Genomic DNA, 19763 nt, shown 5'->3' on the forward strand with positions numbered 1-19763 from the left:
AATAATATGAATACTTCTGACCTCGAATTACACCAAATGAATCCTCAAGGTAGATTTAGCAACCGCGCCGAGGACTATGCCAAGTATCGACCGAGTTATCCTACAGAGGCGATCGAGTTTATTTTAGAGGGTTGGCAAGATTCAGCGAAACTAACGGCAGTAGATATTGGTGCGGGAACGGGTATTTCTTCCCGTTTGCTAGCAGACAAAAAAGTTAAGGTAATAGCGATCGAACCCAATGGGGCGATGAGACAGGCTGCAACACCTCATCCTTTAGTAAAATATCGTGATGGCAATGCAGAAAATACTAATTTACCAAACTCATCTGTAGATTTAGTCACCTGTTTTCAATCTTTTCACTGGTTTGAGATCGAACCCACTCTTCGAGAATTTCAGCGTATTCTCAAGCCTGAAGGCAAAATTGCTTTGGTTTGGAACGATCGCGATATAGATGGTAAAGATGAATTTACACGCCAACATGGGCAGATAATCGATAAAGTAGGCGGCAAAAGTTCAGTTGCCCATCGTATGAATAAATATCACGAGCAGTATATTAGTTCTCTCCTACCTAATGTTCGCTACCGTAGTTTTCCCTATCGACAACCGTTAGATAAAACTAGTTTAATTGGCTTGGCGATGAGTTCTTCTTACATACCAAAAGCTGGAGTTAGCCATCAGCAACTTGTTAACGATTTAAATGAATTACACAGTCAACATTGCGACCGCCAAAGTTTAGTTTATTTATATTACAAAACCAGCGTTTATGTTTGGGAATATTGTTCTAGTTTTGCTTCGGGTAAGATTAACATTGCATCGCCAAAAGAATAAAAACGATAGTTATGTGCGATCGCATCTTGGTATAAAGCCAACAACCTTTTTCTACCAATCAAAGCACTAACCATCATCAATAAACTCGAACCAGGCAGATGAAAATTTGTAATTAAACCATCAATAACCTGCCACTGATAACCAGGATAAATAAATAGGTCGGTTTTGCCCGTATAGGGCTGTAAAGAATTTTTTCCTGCGAGCTTTGCAGCCTTTGCCGCACCTTCTAAAGCTCTGCTTGCTGTAGTGCCCACCGCAATAACTCTACCACCTCTTGCTTTTGTTTGTTCGATCTTCTTTACTGTATCGAGGCTGACATCAATCCATTCCTGGTGCATGGTGTGGTTGAGAATTTTATCTGCTTCTACAGGACGAAAAGTACCTATACCTACATGAAGGGTAATGTAAGCTCTATCGATATTTTGTTGCTGAAGTTTTTGTAATAATTGTGGAGTAAAATGCAGTCCTGCGGTGGGTGCTGCTACTGCTCCTTCTCTTTGAGCAAAAACCGTTTGGTATTGACTGACATCGCTTTGAGTATTAGTAATATAAGGCGGTATGGGAACCTCGCCAAACTGCTCTAAAACTTGCCAGAAAGACTGCTGGGGAGGCAGTTCAAATTGTAAAATTCTTCCTCCCGTCGCTTCATCGCGATCGACTACTGTAGCTTTAAGTTCGATTTGAGGCTGAGAACTTTTTGTGTGTGGAGTAAAGATAATTTCACTCCCCAAAGCAAAACGCTTACCAGGCTTAACTAATGCCAGCCAGAGATTTTTTTCTTTCTCTTCTAAAAGTAAAATTTCTACAGTCGCACCAGTGGATTTATAACCATACAAGCGAGCGGGAATAACGCGGGTATTGTTAAAAACCAACAAATCTCCTGGTAAGAGGCAGTGTGGAAGCTGGCGAAAAATGCAGTGAATATGCTCGTTAGGGGAATTCACTACTAATAATCGCGAACTATCTCTTGGTATAGCAGGATTTTGAGCAATCGAACTAGAAGGTAGCTGATAATTGTAGCTAGAGAGTAAAAAATCCTCATTCATACTAAGTTGGTCGTACACTATAAACCCTGGGATTTGGGTAATTTCCCCTAGATTAAATTTAAAAGATCGGGTGCTTTTCCCCAAGCAGAAGTTGGCTATTGTTTGTCAGAATATAAAGTATATCTGAAGATTCCAAGACAAGATTTTTAATGGACTATCTTTATTTTTTAACTAATGCCAGCGCAACGTTAAGAGCAATAGATTATTTGCGCTCGATGAAGCATGCAGCCAAAGCTTCAATTACGGTAATTCATCAAATTGACGGCTGGATCGTCAAGGTTCGGTTTCCCCAGCCCCTCACGCCCTTACATCATGGTAATTTTCGAGCTTTTATGAATGAACTGGGCATAGCTTACCAACCTGAAATGCGTTTGAAAATGGTCTTTTGGAGTTTAGAAACAGGACAATCACCCGTAGAGGTTATGCGACGCTATCAAGTGGCAATTGTCGCTCACGGCGAACCCGACATTAAAGAAATAGAAGCTTTTCGCCAACAGTTTACTAGGGGTCTGGGGTATTGTCCAGAAACTCTAGCCTAACTCCAACTGTTAGTTTTATACGCCCCGTCTTAACACTTCTTGTTTGAGAGTTTCAGCTTTGTATAAATAGTTGCTAAGAATTAGGAAAATAGAGATTTAGGGACAATCCCCTATCTAAAATTCGGGATTTTGGGATTTAGAGAAGTAGAGGCATTCCTCAATTCCTCATTCCCCATTTCCACGATCGCCGAGTGACCCCTATGACCGAATAATGAACTTGTCAAACGAGAAGTATTGCGCCCCGTCTCTCAGTAATTTTCCGAAAATAGCAAAACCAGAGCGATCGCACCAGCTACCAGCATAATTCCTGCAGGCATAAATTTTTTAGTTTTTACCAAACGAACGGCAAATACGACTATTAATAGTAGAGTTATAATTTGAGCTAGAATTAAGCCAAAACCTATATCTTGAAACTGCAACCAAGCGGCTATTAGCAACAGAATACCGCTCAAACAGCCAGAAATAAGCGAAGCTTTACTTTTAGCTTGCATATAACCTACAATGCCGCCACAAAAAGTAAGCAATCCATAGGCGATCGCTGCAAATACGGACAAGTTCATTTTATTTTAGTGGTTACTGTAAACTACTTGCCCAATATATTAACTGGAAATAATTTGTAAAACTTGCTGAATATTATTTAATTCGCCAACTATACGTTTAACTGGTTGGGGAAATACTCTAATTAATGTAGGTGTTATTATTACCCGCTCTTTTCTACCTCTTTCGGGATGTTTATCGATATCGATTACTTTGAGGGTATAGGGAGTGGTAAGACCCCGTTCTAAAAGTTGATGGATGTGTGCCAGAGTTTTTTCGGTATGGCGATCGCTACTGGAAATAAATAGTCGTAACACATATTCACCTTGAGTGGTTTGGGAGGTTGTCAAAGACTTCGATCCCGCTAGAGTATCTGATTCTTGTAAGTTTTCCGTTACTGTGGAGCGATCGCCAGATGGATCTAAACGAACGATTAAATCTCGTTCTTCCCAAAGCTGGGGAAATTGCTGGCGGTAAGTTTCCAAAATTGCGCGACTACAATATTCTTCTTGCCAGGAAATAATTTTCCATTTTACAGGTTCCTCCAGTCCAAATACGGTGTTCAGCAAGGGTATATAGCGTTTTACAGCAGGATATGTTTCGGCAACAACTTGTAGCTGTTGGCTGTGGCGATCGCGCCAGCAATCTACCGTAGCAGTGTATCCAGGCACTAAAAAATGAGGGGTTTCGGACAAACCCCAAATTTCTTGTAAGCCCGAACATAAATGAATATGCCAACGCGATCGCCGCTCGGCATCTATGCCATAGATTAAATCCCCTCCTGGTGTAAAAAGAGCTATACCTTTAAAGGTGTCTGGTAAAGAGGGTGGCTCGGTCGATTTTGGCAATGTATTAATAACTTGACTATCAGGATAATTTATTGTTTGAGGACACTATTGCTATAGGCGATCGCTTTTTTTGTGCCTAATGCCCAACTTACTAAAACCTACCACGCAACATCATTGCCATTTCATTAGGTGTGGGCGATTGTGTTAGAGCGGTTTCTTCTGTAATTCTACCATCTTCATAGAGTGCAAACAGCGATTGATTGGTAGTAATCATGCCGTCATATTCGCCATTTTGCATCAAACTGTGAATCTCGTCATACTTACCTTGTTTGATGTAGTCTTTAACTGTTTCGGTGTTGACCAAAATATCGTGATATGCAGCTCGCTTGCCATCTGTAGTGCGGCATAAACCTTGAGCGATAATTGCCACCAGAGATTCTGAGATAGCTACCCGCATGGCATCTTGTTCTTCGGCACTATAAAGGGTCAAAATCCGCTCGATAGTTTTAATTGCGCTATTGGTGTGCAAGGTTCCCATTACTAAGTGACCCGTTTGAGCCGCTTTTAAAGCAGTGTTAACAGTACCGCGATCGCGCATCTCACCAATTAAAATTATGTCAGGATCTTCCCTTAATGCTGCTTTGAGGGCATTATCAAACTGCAAGGTATTAATCCCTACCTCCCTTTGTTTGATTAGAGAGCGACGGCTTTGGTGGACGAACTCAATGGGGTCTTCAATGGTAATAATATGCTTGGCGTGTTCTTTGTTGATGTAGTCTACCATCGCCGCCATAGTAGTAGACTTACCCGAACCAGTAGGACCCGTTACCAAAATCAATCCTTTGTGAGCATCGGCAATATCCTTAAATACTGGCGACATTCCCAATTCTTCCATAGTTAATATTTTTAAAGGAATCAAACGCATGACTAAGGCAGGACCTAAAAGACTATCGAAGATATTAATTCGCACGCGAGCAAAATCATACTGAGTTGCGCCATCAAATTCTAGATCTCGTTTAAACTGGTTTACTTCTTTATCAGTTAGCACTTCATATAGCCAACTCATAAAGGTATTGAGATCGGTTTTAGAATATTCGGTCAATTCCATTTCGCCGCGATCGCGAAATCTTGGTACTTCGCCTACTCCCAAATGAATATCTGAAAATCCCGATTTAAATGCAGTTTTGATGATGGTTTCTAATGATGGTTGCCCCGAAGAACGTTGAGGACGATTGGGTTGGGCAACTGTCTTGGAAGTAGGTAGACGATCTGGAATTGGTTTGGTTGTCGAGACAGTTTTGGCAGCTGAATTGTTGTTTTTGTTGTTGCTTAAATTTTTTGGTGGTGGTGGTAGTGGCGGTAAACCAGGTTTTTGATTCATTTTACCGATCTATATAAAAAATTAACTTGTTACTGTTACTAAAGTTCCCAAAGTTATTAAAGTTGTTAACAGTAAAAAATAATTTATCTTTTAAATACAATCGCTTCGATCTGTTATTTGTCGCTAACTTGAGTGCAATCGCTTAAAAAAAAACACTCAACTAAAATTGCCTAGAGGTTGTTGTGATTTACGTAGTTATTCTAATCTTTTATAGGAATGCAATTATAAATTTTATCTGGGGTATATAGCTCTTTGCTGTGGCGAGCGATATAGATCCTAAGATAGATAAGCCTGATTTACTATTAAAAAAAAATAAAGATTTTGACATTGTATTTTTTTATCTCGCTGCCTAGTTCGAGAGAACAAACACATTTGCTTCATCTTTGGAGTCAACCGATTATTTTCAAAACAAATTCAATTCGACTACAAAATAATGGTTGCTATAGTTTGTTATGAAACGCAGATTAACGTTGACTATGGATATAATAAAATGACTATTAAAGAAAGAAATGACGTAAAACTAATAGGGATCGCTGTTTATGTGTTCATGTCGATAGTTTAAGAAGAATATAAAAATTTGTAAAAATCTTCTCAAAAAACTACAGTTATTTAAATTGTTTTTATATACTTACTTTATAAAGAAGCAGTCGAGCATGTAACTTAGCTCGATTTTTTCCTTTAATTGTTGTTGTTTATCCCCGTAAAAATAATGGAATTTGTACGAAAGAACAGTTATTTGACCTTTATTAAAAGCTTCTTAATCTGGAGTTTTACCCTAACAGTTTGTTTGTTGGTAGTAGGGTTTCCAGTAGGAGCTTTAGTAGCTACAGTTGGTATTTTGGCGGCGATTATCTTGCAAACAGTTTTTCCTACTAGTGCAGTTTTACTCGTCACAGGCAGCATTCTGGCAATTAATCTTTCGGTAGTAGTTTTGGGTGCGGCAATACTATCTATTAAAGGTATTCATCCTGAAGAAGTAAGCTGGTTGAATTGGCTGCATGGCAACGAGAAGTTAAACCCCGCCTCTATTTATGCTTCTTGTCCTCTAACTTGTCAGCTTGAAACTACTAAATAAATCGATTTTGAATAATAAGCTCTAGAAATATAATATTTCTTGTTTAAAATATTCCGCAAATGCCAAAAGAAATAAACCTCGATTTTTCAGAATTTAGGTAATGGTATAACACTCAGCTTTAGCTGAGTTTTTTTTGTCTAGTTGCTGTTGCTAAAATCCTTATTGGTGTAAAGGAACGAATTCGGTAGATGATTGGGTTGGCAGTTTATAACTTAATTAATTTGCTATTGTTATACTGGTCGAACAAAAACTGTATATTTAACTGCTTAACGTTGCGATTTCCGTCAGGCTAGAGCGCGATCGCTCGTACTTAGCTTATATCGCTGCTCTATTTACAATAATAAAGTGAATGACCAAACTTTTTTCTGCTTGCGTAATCTTGGGAACTCGCCCAGAGGCGATTAAACTCGCACCAGTAATTCAGCAACTTAATGCTGCTAGCAAAATTAAAACCCATTTAATTTTGACAGGGCAACATAAGGAAATGGTAGATAGAGTTATGCAGTTATTTGAGTTACGAGCCGATCGCAACTTAGAAATTATGTTACCCAAGCAAACTCTAACTGATATTACCTGTAATAGTTTGCAGGGTTTAGAGACAGTATTTAAAGAGATCGAACCTCATTTAGTTTTTGTTCAGGGAGACACTACTACCGCTTTTGCTGCTGCTTTAGCCGCATTTTATCGGCAAATTCCTGTAGCTCATGTTGAAGCTGGTTTGCGTACGAATAATCTGTTCGATCCCTATCCAGAAGAAGCCAATCGCCGTTTAATTTCTCAACTAGCTCAACTTCATTTTGCTCCTACAGAATTGGCGGTCAAAAATCTTAAAGCTGCGGGAGTGACGGGCGAAATTCACCATACGGGCAATACTGTAATTGATACTCTCCTAGCCGTTGCTAAAAAGCAGCCAGTATGCGAGATCGATGGTCTTAACTGGCAGAAATATCGAGTTCTTTTAGCAACAGTCCATCGTAGAGAAAATTGGGGAAAACCGTTAAAAAACATTTTGCAAGGATTTAAGGCAGTATTAGACCATTTTCCAGATACCGCATTGCTTCTACCTTTACATCGTAATCCCACAGTTAGAGAACCGATTACCGCTGCTTTAGCCAGTCATCCCCGCGTATTTCTGACCGAACCACTAGATTACACTCAGTTAGTTGGTGCGATCGCTCAATGTCATTTATTACTGACCGATTCTGGAGGTTTACAAGAAGAAGCTCCTAGTTTGGGTAAACCCGTGTTAGTCTTACGAGAAACTACCGAGCGACCAGAAGCGGTTGATGCAGGCACTGCCAAACTAGTTGGTACTAATCCCGAACAAATTTTAGAAGTTACCAGTAAACTACTAACTTCTGAGGCTGCCTATCAGGAAATGGCAACCGCCATCAATCCTTTTGGCGATGGTCGTGCTTCAGAAAGAATTGTGCGGATTAGTAGCGATTATTTAACCAGTAAGTTTAAATAATTGCCGTACAGATAAGCGGTGCGACCCACAAAGGTTATCGCCGTAACTTGAGGCGGTAGCCTCTGCGCCTCCTACGTCGCGACCTCTAGCGATAGCCAGTGCGGAACGCGCACCAAGAAGGCATTCCTTCCTACATTCTACTTTTTTTAGCGGTCGTACAATTGTTTTAAACGTTCGTTCCACTGTTTCTGATTGTTAACGGCATCTTTAACAAAAGGAGAAACAGCAATAATTTTTAGTAAAAGATTATTTACTAAAGACAAAGGGAAACGTAGAGGACGTACGACATCTAAAAACAATACTACTCTGATGCCATCGGTTTCGTTCCATGCTTCGTGAAGAAAAGAATCATCGAAAATCATTGCTTTTCCTTCTTCCCAATATCTGATTTCGTCCGCAACCCGAAGACGACATTTTTCCTTTGGTTCGGGAATTTTCAAACCTAGTAGACAGCGAACCACTCCTTTATAGGGACCCCTATGTTCGGGAATATGCTTCCCTGGCAGCAAAATCGAGAAAAAAGCCGTTTTCATTCCTGGAATTTGTTCGATTAAACGTGTAGTTTCAGGACAACGATGACAGTTTTCTGCTGTTTTAATTCCGTAACCATAGAGAAAATAAGTTTTCCACAAGGAGTCCTTACTTATGTTGTATGCCTGATCGGGAGAAATATCATGAAAGCTAGGTAGTTGTGCGGCGTGTTTTAAAATCTCATCTAATTCTTGACGAATAACTTGCCAGTTAGCCTCTAACTCTTTAGTCCAAGATAACTCTTGGGGGTCGATAAAAGGCGTATTGCTAATTAAAGAATAATTGGGAATTAACTGTTCGTATTTTTGAACTAGCTTAAAGCCAACATCATAAATTAGCCAATCTCGAATTTTGTTACGCGATAGTAGCGATCGCCAAATATTAGCTAGATAACGTTGCTTTGGTTTACTCCTCATTGTCACCAAAAAGATAGTATTTCAGTGAAGATTTTAGCGCGATCGGCTTCATTATTGGGCTATGTCATCCAGGGGGCATGGCGTTTGCGTTTACGTGCTGTACTTTGAGCCATTCGGCTCTGTGACTGCCGACTTTCCTTCGGAAAGGCGATGCTATCCAAGGCATGATGTTTCGTCGCCAGTTGATGAGGACGCGAATGCCGTCCGTGCCGCCCGTCATCCGCTTCGCGCTCGCATCTTTATCTGTATCGGTGACAAATAAATAATAAGAGTAAATTTATGTTTTACAAGTCATAAATAGCGTATGTAAGTATGAAATAACTTCGCTTTTACATACATTAAGCTGCTATTTATATGTCATCTACAGTAATCCTATTTTATTTATAAACAGTTAAATCTCTGTATAGGGAACGAGGAATAGGGAATAGGAAACAAAAATTCCACAATTCACCTAGGATTGCTATATAAATTTATTAATAGATACAGTTAAATAAAATAGTAGTTTAAATTTAATCTAGCTTTACTAATTTTTGCCAATAATCTATCAACAGTAGCTATTTTTTGATTTATTTGTCCCGATAACTGTGAATCTTTATTGTAAGTTTGCTGGTGGTTTTGCAGCTTGACCAAAGTAGATTTTACGGTAGTTAGTTCTTTTTCTATTTTAATTAATAAAATAATTAATCTAGCTACTTTAATTGTTTTTTCTTCAGCTACAATTTCTTGCTGAATAGAGGCGATATAGTTATTGATGTTTTCCATGAATTTGTAGACAAACTTAAATAGATAGTGTTTTTAGTTATTTGATTTTCTTAACTTAGTATATCGGGGAATACCTAGAATAGGTATAAAGTTTGGGTAATAGTTGCGGAATTTATGTAAACAATATGTAAATATACAGAATATATCTAAAAACGGGTTTTACAAGGCTTTTAACCCTTTAATACAAAATATTCAGAAGCAGTCAATGTTGTTTATAAATAGCTTTAAACTCTAGTTTTTGTTGAAATCATTTAAATAATTATACTGAACTTAACCTATGTATAGACAATTTTCTATTTATAGACTAGCTGGTTTTTGGTTAAGAAGAATTACTGCCCTGGTTAAATATAGTAGTTTGGACTGCTCACACTAAGTAAATTTACGAAGTGAACGCAAGCCCTGTATCGCAGCGCATTCGCAAGGGTGCGACTGACGATAGCGTAGTCTTTTTCGTTCGCGTTTACGGAGCAGCGTCTTTAAAAATATTAACAATATAAGCTTTAGTTCTAAATTTGACCAACGGTCAAAGCACGCTCTGCCGTAGAACGACCGAATAATCTCTGACTACAAACATAAAACTAAACTTGCTACAAAAAGCAAAATGGTATACTAAAAAATTACCAGTAAACAGATACTAAACAATGGGAGAGCGACAAACTAATATCAAAATTGTCAGTGACAACCGACAGGCTCGTTATCTTTATGAAATATTAGAAACTTACGAAGCGGGAATTGCTTTAGTCGGTACGGAAGTAAAATCTATTAGAGCGGGAAAAGTTAATCTTAGAGATGGCTATGCTTTTATTCGTCAAGGGGAAGCTTGGTTATCAAACGTTCATATATCTCCCTACAAGGCGGGTGGAGAGCATTTTAACCACGAACCCCGTCGTGTTCGCAAATTACTATTACATCGGCGCGAAATTAACAAACTGATCGGACAGGTAGAACAACAGGGATTAACTTTAGTTCCTTTAAAGATGTATTTTAAGAAAGGACGAGTCAAAGTTAGTATCGGTTTGGCTAAAGGTAAAAAACTATACGACAAGAGAGAAACAATCAAACGTCGTCAAGATGAGAGAGAAATGGCAAGAGCGGTGAAAAAATACTAAGATTTTACTTGCCGCCAAACACTTGTAAGATTGTCGTAATAACTGGCGACGATCGCCAGAACAAACCACCATAAAGTACTTATTTGCGGACGGTACCAGACCGTATCGACAATGCCATGAATTGATAATCCTACAGTTGCTGCTATGGCTCCAATTAGCCAGAAACCGCTAATATCTCTGCGATCGCGCAAACTAGTAAGCTGACGGATACCGTAACTCAAAGTAATAAAGAGCAACCACAAAAAACAGCCCAATCCGAAATATCCCATTTCTACCAAATGTTCGAGATAAATCGAGTAAGCACTTAAAGCAGGGTAGCGACTATTCATATAGCGAGGATAAACCTGATTGAAGGCATCGTGACCTGGACCAATACCAGTGAGGGGATAGTCGCGAATCATTTTAAATACTGCTTCCCAAACGTTGATCCGAAAATTATTACTGCTATCTTTTCGCCCTGCAAAAATACTGGCAAATCGCAACCTTAAAGTTTCTGAAGATAATATGGCTACGGTTAGCAATCCAGCCAAACTACCAAACACCAGTGGCAACAACCAAATTCGCCAAAAGCGAGGTAAATACTGTCGCCACCAATAGTAAAATAACAGCAATACGGTAGCAACTAAAGCCGCCATTGCCAGCCAGGCACCCCGACTGTCGGTAAAATACAGACAGGCAGAATTTATCGCCACCATGATTACGGCTAAGGTTTTTTGAATCCAACTCTGCCAGACAAATATGGCGGCGATACTAAGAGCGATCGCTGGCAGTAAATATCCCCCCAAAAGATTGGGATTTCCCAAATAGCTATAAACTCTAGTATCGTTGGCTAAAGCCGAATTAGGGTCATTCCAGGTGGCAAGCTGCACTACGCCAAAAAATTCTTGGCGTACTCCATAGCAACTAACTAGTAGAGCAATTGCCAAAAAGCTAGTAATTATCCAATTGCTCAAACGAGGGGAGCGTAAAATTCTAGAAGCTAAAGCAAATAAACATAAATACAAAGTTAAAGTAACCCAACCCGAAACTGCTGCGGATTTGACTGGTGAAAAAGCGGTGGCGATCGTAGCGATACACCAATATAAAAAAACTAGTAAATGTATGGGCGTTATTCCCCATCGCGACTCATCAGAAACGGTAACTAAAAACCAATAGCCTGCAACAGCAACTAACAGCACCCCAATCAAACCAGTAGAAACAACAGGTGCAAGCAAAAAAAGTATGCTCAATAAGCAAGCTCCTATTACTTCTGACCATTGGAGTAACCAACTTCCCTGTTTCCAAGCGGAGAACCAACCAACGGAGCGATAGAGATAGCTAGCATCGAGCCATCGATTAGACTGCGGCTCTAACAAAATAATTTTTTTCCAGTTTGGTATCACAGAGTCAAAGAATAAAAAATATTGACAAACTAAAGTTATCTTAAGCTATATTTTGTTCTTCTTGTAACTGGGCTTTAGGTAACTGCAATACATAGCGATAACCAGATTCGGGCGAACCTTGAACGATTACTCTACCTTCATGAAGTTCGACTAAATGACAACAGAGTAAAAGTCCTAAAACGTCGCGAGGAATTTTTTCCTCGTCGCGATCGCTAGATTTTCCATCTTTAATGGCACTCATTAGAGCTGAAGAAGTCAGCAATTTGTTGCCTAACATTATGTCGCTCGTACCAAAATTAAAGTTGTTTTCTATGTTGGCTGCTTCAATTGCCAGAGCTTTGGAAACCGATTGAGAATAAAGTTCTATGGAGGTCAAACCGTCTCCCAACCAGGGATGGGTAATCCAAACGGCAATATTTAAAGCCCGCTCGCGCCGAGAAACGTGAACTCTAACTTCTCCCCCCGCTTCCGACATTTCTAAAACGCCATTTATTAAATAATAAAGTGCTTGTTTGACCTTATCTTTGTCTAAATGCCAGATACGATTTCCAGGCTCGACAGAGAGACGTAGAGATTGCTGTTGCTGTTTGGCTTTATCACTCAAACTATTAATGACCTGCTGGCAGAGCATTTCAATATCAATTGAAGTAGTATTGAGCTCTAATTCTCCTTCGCTCAAAACTCCCAGACTGACAATTTCGTCTACCAAAGAAATCAAATTTTGTCCGCTGTTGTGAATGATTTCTAAATATTCTCTCTGTTTGACAGTCAAAGAACCATATACTTCTCTACATAAAACGCTAGCCATACCAATTACAGAAGTCAACGGAGTTCTCAATTCTTGAGTAAGCTGCGCTAATAGCTTGGCTTTGACTGGATGTGCGGCAACTGCTTCGGTAGCAACCGAGATAGATTCTTCAATGGCGTTGGTAGTAGCTAACAAATTTGCTTGCTGTGGTTTTACCGACGATGTAGCTACTAAATTGAGGGCTGGTTCTCGTTGCCAGACAATAGCGCGATCGCGCTCGAACTCTCGCAAACACCAACGTGCAGTTAGAGCTAGAAAATCAACTTCTTTTTGGCTGAATTGTCTGGGATGTAAATCCATAACTTCGAGACTGCCAAGACAAATTCCTTCAGTACTTATCAAGGGTACTCCCAAATAAGCTCGAATACCGTAATGTTGCGCTAGCAAACTTTTGGCAAAAACTATCTCAGTTAAAGTATCGTCGATGATTAGAGGTTGTTGGCTATCAACTACATAAGTACTAAAAGATTCTCTAAGTGCCATTTTTCTTTGCGACGCAAGCTGATTCATCAAACCTATGGATGACAAACCAACTGCGGATTTAAAACGTAATTCGTCTTCTACTACCAAACTAAGAATACAAATCGGAGTTTCCAAAAATGCCGAAGCGGTTTGAGTTGCTTCTTCAAAAACGGGAACTAATTCTGATGACAATAAACCGAGTCGCTCTAGAATTTTGGCTCTTTGCTGTTCTCTGACAATGGGAGTTAGACCATCCAAACGGCAAAAAAGTCGGTTTTTTGGCTTGGTCATATTGTTGTTGACTCTCAACCCTAAATCTACTGCTTGCACTGCTGTTACTAAATTTCAATCGCTATGGTTAGATTACAATCGTTAAGAAGGTATTAGGAGGTAACTTTCCCTGACAAGATTTTCTCACTGAAAAAGCTGCTAATACATTCCTACGTCTGCTATCTCTAAAGTTCCCGAAAAACTTTTCAAACGAACATTTTTCCTTAAAATTATTGGTGTTTGGTAGACTGACTGCCAAAAAAGTGCTTTAGTTGGGATTTTTGTTGGTAAAAAAGCAGTTTATTCTGTATTTTGCAACCGATTGCTTCTCGTTTATTTATCGCTGTAGTCGAGCTTTTAAAATTTCTCTAACCGAAGATATGTTGTAGCCCGGTCAAACAGATGTTTGAGTCCAGACGGGGTGAGAGAAAATAGAGGCAATAACTCTGACACCTCTAAGCTGGTTTGATAGAGGCAAATGACCTTCAGGAGCAGACAAATCCCAGGTGAATTCTTGAGGGTAGCGAGTCCAATTACCACTTGTTTTCCAGCCAATTCGCTGCCACAAACGGTCGAAATCTTTACCAACAGACAACCAAATTTTCCTTTGTACGGAGAAACCAAATTTTCCTTCGGAATACAATAGCCAAAGACGATTTATAGTCTCCAGGTCGCTGGCAGGAAAATTATCGACTTCGCTAAAATACAGCCATCCACGTTGCTGTGCCGCCGTTCCTGCTAGTTCGCAGAGCTTTTGTCGGGTTAAAGTATCGGCACTTTTAAAATCTTGCTTTGCCAATAACTCCTGTACGCTTTGATAATCAACGTCACGCTGCGAGTTCGGGGTAATAATACCATCGGGAAATCTGGTCTGCAAAAACTCTCTAGTTTTAGGAGTATCTGCCCGATATAAAGCTTGATAGGCTTTTGCCAATGCTAGATTGGGCTGTCGATCGCGACGGGAATCCATCCATTCCATCAGGGCTTCTAAACCCGTTTCTCCTGTAGCGACTAGCTTGGGAATAACCTGTAGCTGGTTTTTCTCTGATGGCGATCGCAGTTGAGTCTCAAGCTCGTATTTTTCTTCCATATAATTTGACTTTGGCAGCAACTAGTCTTAAATTTCGAGTTCTAAACGGTTCTTAGAGCGAAGACGCGACTGTTTTGATTTTGCCTATCCTCCAGAAACTCTGACTGCGGAAGGAGAAGGAAATTTAAATGCTCGAACGGTGTTCGATCTCCAAGAGATTGGTTTTCCGCTATCAAACGACAGAGTAATCTGTAACTTACACAGTCGAATCTAAGCTATAGTTAGAGCGGACACTGAGTGTTTGTACTTAGTGTTCTGTGGCAACAATAATATCACGATCTGACCCCGTCTTATACCTAAAATATTTGTGTTGATGGTAAAAAAAATCACTATTAGTTCTTACCGTTCGATTTATTAATTGAAAAAGCTTGACTGTAGCTATAATATTTTGTTTGCTGAAGTTAAGTAAATATTGTTCGAGTTACTATACTCTAGCTACTTTATTCGATCGACTCAACCTATGTACGAAAAACTCACTCCACCTACCACTGGCTCGAAAATTAATATTCAAGATGGAAAACCAGTAGTTCCTGACAATCCAATTATTCCCTTTATTCGCGGCGATGGTACGGGGGTAGACATTTGGCCTGCAACCCAAACTGTTCTTGATGCTGCGGTAAAAGCAGCTTATGGCGATCGCCGCAAGATCGAGTGGTTTAAAATTTATGCTGGAGATGAAGCTTGCGATCGCTACGGCACCTATCAGTATTTACCAGAAGATACCCTAAAAGCCATAAAAGAGTATGGAATCGCTATTAAAGGTCCGTTAACTACACCTGTAGGTGGTGGTATTCGCTCGCTTAACGTTGCTCTGAGACAAATTTTTCAACTATACGCCTGCGTACGTCCCTGTAGATATTATCAAGGCACTCCTTCTCCTCATAAATATCCAGAAAAGTTAGATATCATAGTCTATCGCGAAAATACTGAAGATATTTATTTGGGAATTGAATGGAAAAAAGGTGATGAAATTGGCAAGCGACTGCTCGATTTACTCAACAATGAATTAATTCCTGCTACCCCCGAACATGGCAAAAAACAAATTCCTCAAGATGCTGGAATAGGCATTAAGCCAATCAGCAAAACTGGTTCGCAACGTTTGGTTCGTCGTGCTATCCAACATGCTTTGCAGCTGCCGCCAGCTAAACAGCAGGTAACTTTGGTGCATAAAGGTAATATTATGAAATATACCGAAGGTGCGTTTCGCGACTGGGGTTACGAACTGGCTAAAATCGAATTTCGTAGCGAATGCGTGACCGAGCGGGAATCGTGGATTCTTAGCAATCGCGAACGAGATCCCGAAATTAGTGTAGACGACAATGCTCGTAAACTCGAACCAGGCTATGATGCTCTAACACCAGAAAAACAAGAAGAAATTCGCCAGGAAGTTGTTACAGTATTAGATTCAATTTGGCATAGTCATGGTTCGGGACAATGGCGTAACAAAGTTATGGTCAACGATCGCATTGCCGATAGTATTTTTCAGCAAATTCAAACCAGACCCGATGAGTATTCGATACTCGCTACGATGAATCTTAATGGAGACTATCTTTCTGATGCGGCAGCAGCAATTGTCGGAGGTTTGGGCATGAGTCCTGGAGCTAATATCGGCGATAATTGTGCGATTTTTGAAGCTACTCACGGCACAGCACCAAAACACGCTGGTTTGGATCGGATCAATCCTGGTTCGGTAATTTTATCTGGGGTAATGATGCTTGAGTATATGGGCTGGCAAGAAGCAGCAGACTTAATTCAGCAAGGTATGGGTGAGGCGATCGCCAAACGGCAAGTGACCTACGATTTGGCCAGAATGATGACTCCAGAAGTAGAACATCCGCTTAAATGTTCGGAGTTTGCCAAAGCCATTGTTGAAAACTTCAGCTAAATACCAAACTCAACATTTGGTGTTAAGAGTTAGTTATTAGTAGTTAGTAGTGCTTATTCAAAATAATTTACTTATTACTTATTACCTATTCTATTAAGTACTACTTTTCTAAAGCTTATCTAACTTGCTACTTGCTACTTTTTCAAAACCGACCTATGACAGAAACTATCTTAAAGGTTACTGATGTTTATGCTGGTTATATCAAAGATTTAAATATACTTCAGGGTATTAATTTCCAAGTTGCACCAGGGGAAATAGTGGCGGTCATCGGACCTAATGGTGCGGGAAAATCTACTCTGGCTAAAGCTATTTTTGGTCTGGTCAAACTCAACCGAGGTCGAATTACTTTTAAAGGAAAAGATATTACAGGGTTTAAATCAGACCGAATTGTCAAGCGAGGAATGTGCTATGTTCCCCAGTTGTCTAACGTTTTCGCCTCTCTCTCAGTAGAAGAAAATTTAGAAATGGGGGCATTTATTCGTCGGGGTTCGATTCAGTCACAAAAAAATTCTATTTATAGTATGTTTCCCCGTTTAGCCGACCGTCGCCGACAAAGAGCGGGAACCCTTTCAGGAGGAGAAAGACAAATGTTGGCTATGGGTAAAGCTTTGATGCTCGACCCAGAGTTACTCCTGTTAGACGAACCGTCTGCTGCTCTCTCGCCAATTTTAGTCGATGCAGTATTCGAGCAAATTCGAGCTATCAACCAGACTGGAAAGGCAATAGTTTTAGTAGAGCAAAATGCTAGAAAAGCTTTACTAATGGCAGATCGAGGATATGTTTTAGAAAATGGACGCGATCGCTTTGAAGGCACGGGAGCCAATTTACTCAACGACCCGCAGGTAAAAGCACTGTATCTGGGCGCGGGCTACAAAAGTTAAGACAGTTGTTAATAAAACTTTATATACTTTTGTATCTTTACTGAAAAAGAGCTAATCTTTGCCCTGTATTATAGATTATGTCTCGGTGACAAGAGCATTTTACGAATTTAACTGGGTAAATTTTATAGGAGAAACAATGGATTTTATAACTAACCTTTTTAGTCCTTTTGGCAATCTTGATTTTAATTTAATCTTTCAACTGATCTGTGTAGCTTTAGTTATGCTTTCAGGACCGATAGTTATATTCTTACTATCATTACGCGGTGGCGATATGTAAACCACGCTTGAGGGCAGGAAGGGAAACTTCTCAGTCTGGAGATAGATAAGGTACATAGCCTTCTCGCCACAAAAAAGCTCTCGCTTTGTTAAATCGTGTTGATTTTAGATAGTAAAGTTTGAGTGCGCTGAGTAATTTCCTGCCAATTGCAAGCGGCAACTGCTGTAGGAAGCAACAGATCGCTGGAAAGACCTATAGCGATCGCTCCAGCATCTAACATAGCTTTAGCATTGTCAATCGTTACCCCTCCTGTGGGGATAAACTCTATTTGACTCAGCGGTTGTCGCAAACTTTTTAAATATCTAGCTCCTCCCAAAGCCCGAACGGGGAATACTTTAACTGTGGTCGCTCCTGCTTGCCAGGCAGTAACTATTTCGGTAGGAGTTAGAACTCCAGGTACTAACGGTATTTGATACTGAAAAATTGAGGTTTTCAAAAGAGTAAGGCTAAAGTGAGGACAAAAAATAAACTGCGCTTCGGCGGCGATCGCTTCTTGTAGCTGGTCGAGATTCAAAATAGTGCCAGCACCAACAATACAATGAGGTAACTCCGATCTTAGCCGCAAAATTGTGGCTGCTGGATAGGCACTATTCCAGGTAACTTCAATTAACTTTATTCCCCCGTCGGCAACAGCTTTTGCCATTGCTAAACCGACTTCAATTTTAGGCGAGCGAATTACAGCAATGACTCTATTTTGTAAGAGTAGTTGTTGCCACGACTTTGCTACTGAGTTATCAGATTTCAATTCTTAAATTTTGACGAGCATAAACATTAATTACAACTTAGCAGAGAGGCTTTACAGAGAGCTAATCTGTTGCTGATAAGTACTTTCGCTCAATCCATCTCCCGCATTGGCAGTGGCGGGATCGATTTGCTGCTGTAATGCCTGAATACGCTCTTTGGTAGCGGGGTGGGTACTTAAAAAACTCGGAACAGAACCGCCTTTTTGTAACAGTTTTTGCATAAAGCCAATCATTCCCGCAGGGGCATAGCCAGCTTGTTTGAGATTTTCTAAGCCGAGGCGGTCGGCTTCTAGTTCGTCAGAACGACTGTTTGGGCGGCTCACCGCTAGTTCGACTCCAATTTGGACGGCTTGGGAACGATCCAACCCTGCTGCGGAGAGCAAACCTTGAGAAACCGCTCTTTGACGCATCTGTTCTACGGCATGACGACCGACAATATGACCAATTTCGTGTCCGATAACGCTAGCTAGTTCTGCTTCGTTGTCTGCTGCTAGCATTAAGCCTGTATTAATATAAACAAAGCCTCCCATTGTCGCAAAAGCGTTGATGCTTTTATCGTTTACTACCTGAAAAGTGTAGGGAAGATCGGGACGTTGGCTAGTTTTTGCCAGCCTTTGCCCGATACTATCGACGTAGTTATTTATGGCGCGACCGCGGTAGAGTCTGGCTTGACCAGAATTAATTAATTGCTGATTGATTTCTTTACCCAGAGCAACTTCTTGTTTGTCGGAGATGCTAGATAATTGAATTACCTGGACTCCCCGCAACAGCAACTCTACCCAAGACACCGCATAGCTTGCTTTGATATTGGTCAAACCAATACATAGAGTAAGAATTAAAGATACACCAGCGCATAACCAACGCTTTCGATTACGTCTCGAAAAAATAGAAAATTTTTCCAACATATTTGCCAACAACTATAAAACAAATAATATTCCTATTACTTATTATTAGACGCTAGCAAACCTTATTGAGTTGCATTTTCTATTTTTTTGACTTGGTAAGGAGAATAAATTTTAATCTTGATATAATCATTCCAATTAATTTTCTTATGGTAGATATGTATTGGGAACAGCTTTAAATATTATTTGCTGCTTGCTACTTTTTCCAAAAATCGTCTGGTTGCTATTGGGAATGACTATAAAACTCGACGGGGGCTAATCTCGCAAACTTTGATAGCGATAAAAATTAAAGATATCTAACAATACTCCAACTACACCAACAGTCAATCCCAGAGTAACTATTCCCTGACAAGGGTTTCCACTGCCAAACACAGCTAAGAATTCCAAAATGTGAATAGTTCCCTGACGGAAAACAATTAAGCCTGGAAAATAGCTAACTAGCGACAAAACTCCCAAAATAGTTCCAATCAAAACTACGGGAGCGGCAAAGCTCATTAACGCCGCTAAAAGCAATGAAACTAAAAAATTAGATGCTATTCTCACAAAATGTCCTATCAGAATGCAGTAAAGCAAGTATCGT

At 40.0% G+C, this 19763-nt stretch carries 21 protein-coding genes; 8 read left to right on the forward strand and 13 right to left on the reverse strand.

Features of this window, described 5'->3' with window-relative positions:
* Positions 1-6 precede the first annotated feature (6 nt).
* Positions 7-828: a class I SAM-dependent methyltransferase gene (locus tag KV40_RS18930; protein ID WP_052055767.1), complete on the forward strand. Its 822-nt coding sequence runs from the start codon at positions 7-9 to the stop codon at positions 826-828.
* Here the strand turns inward: KV40_RS18930 and queA are convergent.
* Positions 762-1874 carry a tRNA preQ1(34) S-adenosylmethionine ribosyltransferase-isomerase QueA gene (gene queA / locus KV40_RS18935; protein WP_036484797.1) on the reverse strand — a complete coding sequence of 371 codons (1113 nt, stop codon included), beginning with the start codon at positions 1872-1874 and terminating at the stop codon, positions 762-764. The two genes, KV40_RS18930 and queA, sit on opposite strands and share 67 nt — an antisense overlap.
* 149 nt (positions 1875-2023) lie before the next feature.
* Here queA and KV40_RS18940 point away from each other — a divergent pair, with 149 nt between their 5' ends.
* Complete coding sequence (locus tag KV40_RS18940) at positions 2024-2413, forward strand: hypothetical protein (protein WP_036484799.1); 390 nt, start codon at positions 2024-2026, stop codon at positions 2411-2413.
* A 248-nt stretch (positions 2414-2661) separates the two neighbouring features.
* Here KV40_RS18940 and KV40_RS18945 read toward each other — a convergent pair whose 3' ends face one another.
* From KV40_RS18945 to KV40_RS18955, 3 genes are all read right to left on the reverse strand, one after another.
* Positions 2662-2973, reverse strand: a complete 312-nt coding sequence (locus tag KV40_RS18945) for a TMEM14 family protein (protein ID WP_036484801.1) — start codon at positions 2971-2973, stop codon at positions 2662-2664.
* Positions 2974-3012: 39 nt separating this feature from the next.
* On the reverse strand, positions 3013-3798 hold the full coding sequence (locus KV40_RS18950; RefSeq protein ID WP_036484802.1) for a circadian clock KaiB family protein: 786 nt from the start codon (positions 3796-3798) through the stop codon (positions 3013-3015).
* A 91-nt stretch (positions 3799-3889) separates the two neighbouring features.
* Positions 3890-5119: a PilT/PilU family type 4a pilus ATPase gene (locus tag KV40_RS18955; protein ID WP_036484803.1), complete on the reverse strand. Its 1230-nt coding sequence runs from the start codon at positions 5117-5119 to the stop codon at positions 3890-3892.
* A gap of 709 nt (positions 5120-5828) precedes the next feature.
* Here KV40_RS18955 and KV40_RS18960 point away from each other — a divergent pair.
* Both KV40_RS18960 and wecB read left to right on the forward strand, forming a co-directional pair.
* Complete coding sequence (locus KV40_RS18960) at positions 5829-6194, forward strand: hypothetical protein (RefSeq protein WP_036485055.1); 366 nt, start codon at positions 5829-5831, stop codon at positions 6192-6194.
* A gap of 349 nt (positions 6195-6543) precedes the next feature.
* Positions 6544-7665 carry a non-hydrolyzing UDP-N-acetylglucosamine 2-epimerase gene (wecB, locus tag KV40_RS18965; RefSeq protein ID WP_036484804.1) on the forward strand — a complete coding sequence of 374 codons (1122 nt, stop codon included), beginning with the start codon at positions 6544-6546 and terminating at the stop codon, positions 7663-7665.
* Between the two features lie 146 nt (positions 7666-7811).
* Here the strand turns inward: wecB and KV40_RS18970 are convergent, their stop codons facing one another.
* The 3 genes from KV40_RS18970 to KV40_RS18975 form a co-directional block, all read right to left on the reverse strand.
* Positions 7812-8612 carry an aspartyl/asparaginyl beta-hydroxylase domain-containing protein gene (locus KV40_RS18970; RefSeq protein ID WP_052055768.1) on the reverse strand — a complete coding sequence of 267 codons (801 nt, stop codon included), beginning with the start codon at positions 8610-8612 and terminating at the stop codon, positions 7812-7814.
* Between the two features lie 64 nt (positions 8613-8676).
* Complete coding sequence (locus tag KV40_RS35055; protein ID WP_156114085.1) at positions 8677-8832, reverse strand: hypothetical protein; 156 nt, start codon at positions 8830-8832, stop codon at positions 8677-8679.
* 266 nt (positions 8833-9098) lie between these two features.
* Positions 9099-9374, reverse strand: a complete 276-nt coding sequence (locus tag KV40_RS18975) for a hypothetical protein (RefSeq protein WP_036484805.1) — start codon at positions 9372-9374, stop codon at positions 9099-9101.
* Positions 9375-10015: 641 nt separating this feature from the next.
* Here KV40_RS18975 and smpB point away from each other — a divergent pair.
* Positions 10016-10483 (forward strand): SsrA-binding protein SmpB, encoded by a 468-nt coding sequence (gene smpB, locus KV40_RS18980; RefSeq protein WP_036484806.1) that lies wholly within the window; start codon positions 10016-10018, stop codon positions 10481-10483.
* Here smpB and KV40_RS18985 read toward each other — a convergent pair.
* From KV40_RS18985 to KV40_RS18995, 3 genes are all read right to left on the reverse strand, one after another.
* Positions 10480-11838, reverse strand: coding sequence for an IctB family putative bicarbonate transporter (locus KV40_RS18985; protein ID WP_253274313.1), 1359 nt, complete (start codon positions 11836-11838; stop codon positions 10480-10482). The genes smpB and KV40_RS18985 overlap by 4 nt on opposite strands.
* Positions 11839-11905: 67 nt before the next feature.
* Positions 11906-13426, reverse strand: coding sequence for a GAF domain-containing sensor histidine kinase (locus tag KV40_RS18990; RefSeq protein ID WP_052055781.1), 1521 nt, complete (start codon positions 13424-13426; stop codon positions 11906-11908).
* A gap of 373 nt (positions 13427-13799) precedes the next feature.
* Positions 13800-14495 (reverse strand): GUN4 domain-containing protein, encoded by a 696-nt coding sequence (locus KV40_RS18995; RefSeq protein WP_036484809.1) that lies wholly within the window; start codon positions 14493-14495, stop codon positions 13800-13802.
* A 460-nt stretch (positions 14496-14955) separates the two neighbouring features.
* On the opposite strand from KV40_RS18995, the gene KV40_RS19000 reads away from it, so the two are divergent.
* The 3 genes from KV40_RS19000 to psb30 all read left to right on the forward strand — a co-directional run bounded on the left by KV40_RS19000 (position 14956) and on the right by psb30 (position 17538).
* A complete protein-coding gene (locus KV40_RS19000) occupies positions 14956-16380 on the forward strand; it encodes an NADP-dependent isocitrate dehydrogenase (protein ID WP_036484810.1) in 1425 nt (474 codons plus the stop codon).
* A 155-nt stretch (positions 16381-16535) separates the two neighbouring features.
* Complete coding sequence (locus tag KV40_RS19005) at positions 16536-17261, forward strand: ABC transporter ATP-binding protein (protein WP_036484811.1); 726 nt, start codon at positions 16536-16538, stop codon at positions 17259-17261.
* Positions 17262-17397: 136 nt separating this feature from the next.
* Positions 17398-17538, forward strand: a complete 141-nt coding sequence (gene psb30, locus KV40_RS33520) for a photosystem II reaction center protein Ycf12/Psb30 (RefSeq protein ID WP_072013853.1) — start codon at positions 17398-17400, stop codon at positions 17536-17538.
* Between the two features lie 88 nt (positions 17539-17626).
* Here psb30 and KV40_RS19010 read toward each other — a convergent pair whose 3' ends face one another.
* From KV40_RS19010 to KV40_RS19020, 3 genes are all read right to left on the reverse strand, one after another.
* Positions 17627-18283, reverse strand: coding sequence for a bifunctional 4-hydroxy-2-oxoglutarate aldolase/2-dehydro-3-deoxy-phosphogluconate aldolase (locus tag KV40_RS19010; protein ID WP_036484812.1), 657 nt, complete (start codon positions 18281-18283; stop codon positions 17627-17629).
* A 51-nt stretch (positions 18284-18334) separates the two neighbouring features.
* Complete coding sequence (locus KV40_RS19015; protein WP_036484813.1) at positions 18335-19186, reverse strand: M48 family metallopeptidase; 852 nt, start codon at positions 19184-19186, stop codon at positions 18335-18337.
* 252 nt (positions 19187-19438) lie between these two features.
* On the reverse strand, positions 19439-19726 hold the full coding sequence (locus KV40_RS19020) for a hypothetical protein (protein WP_036484814.1): 288 nt from the start codon (positions 19724-19726) through the stop codon (positions 19439-19441).
* Positions 19727-19763: the final 37 nt, after the last annotated feature.

This window comes from Myxosarcina sp. GI1 (assembly GCF_000756305.1).
In the GTDB taxonomy this organism is placed as follows: Bacteria; Cyanobacteriota; Cyanobacteriia; order Cyanobacteriales; family Xenococcaceae; genus Myxosarcina.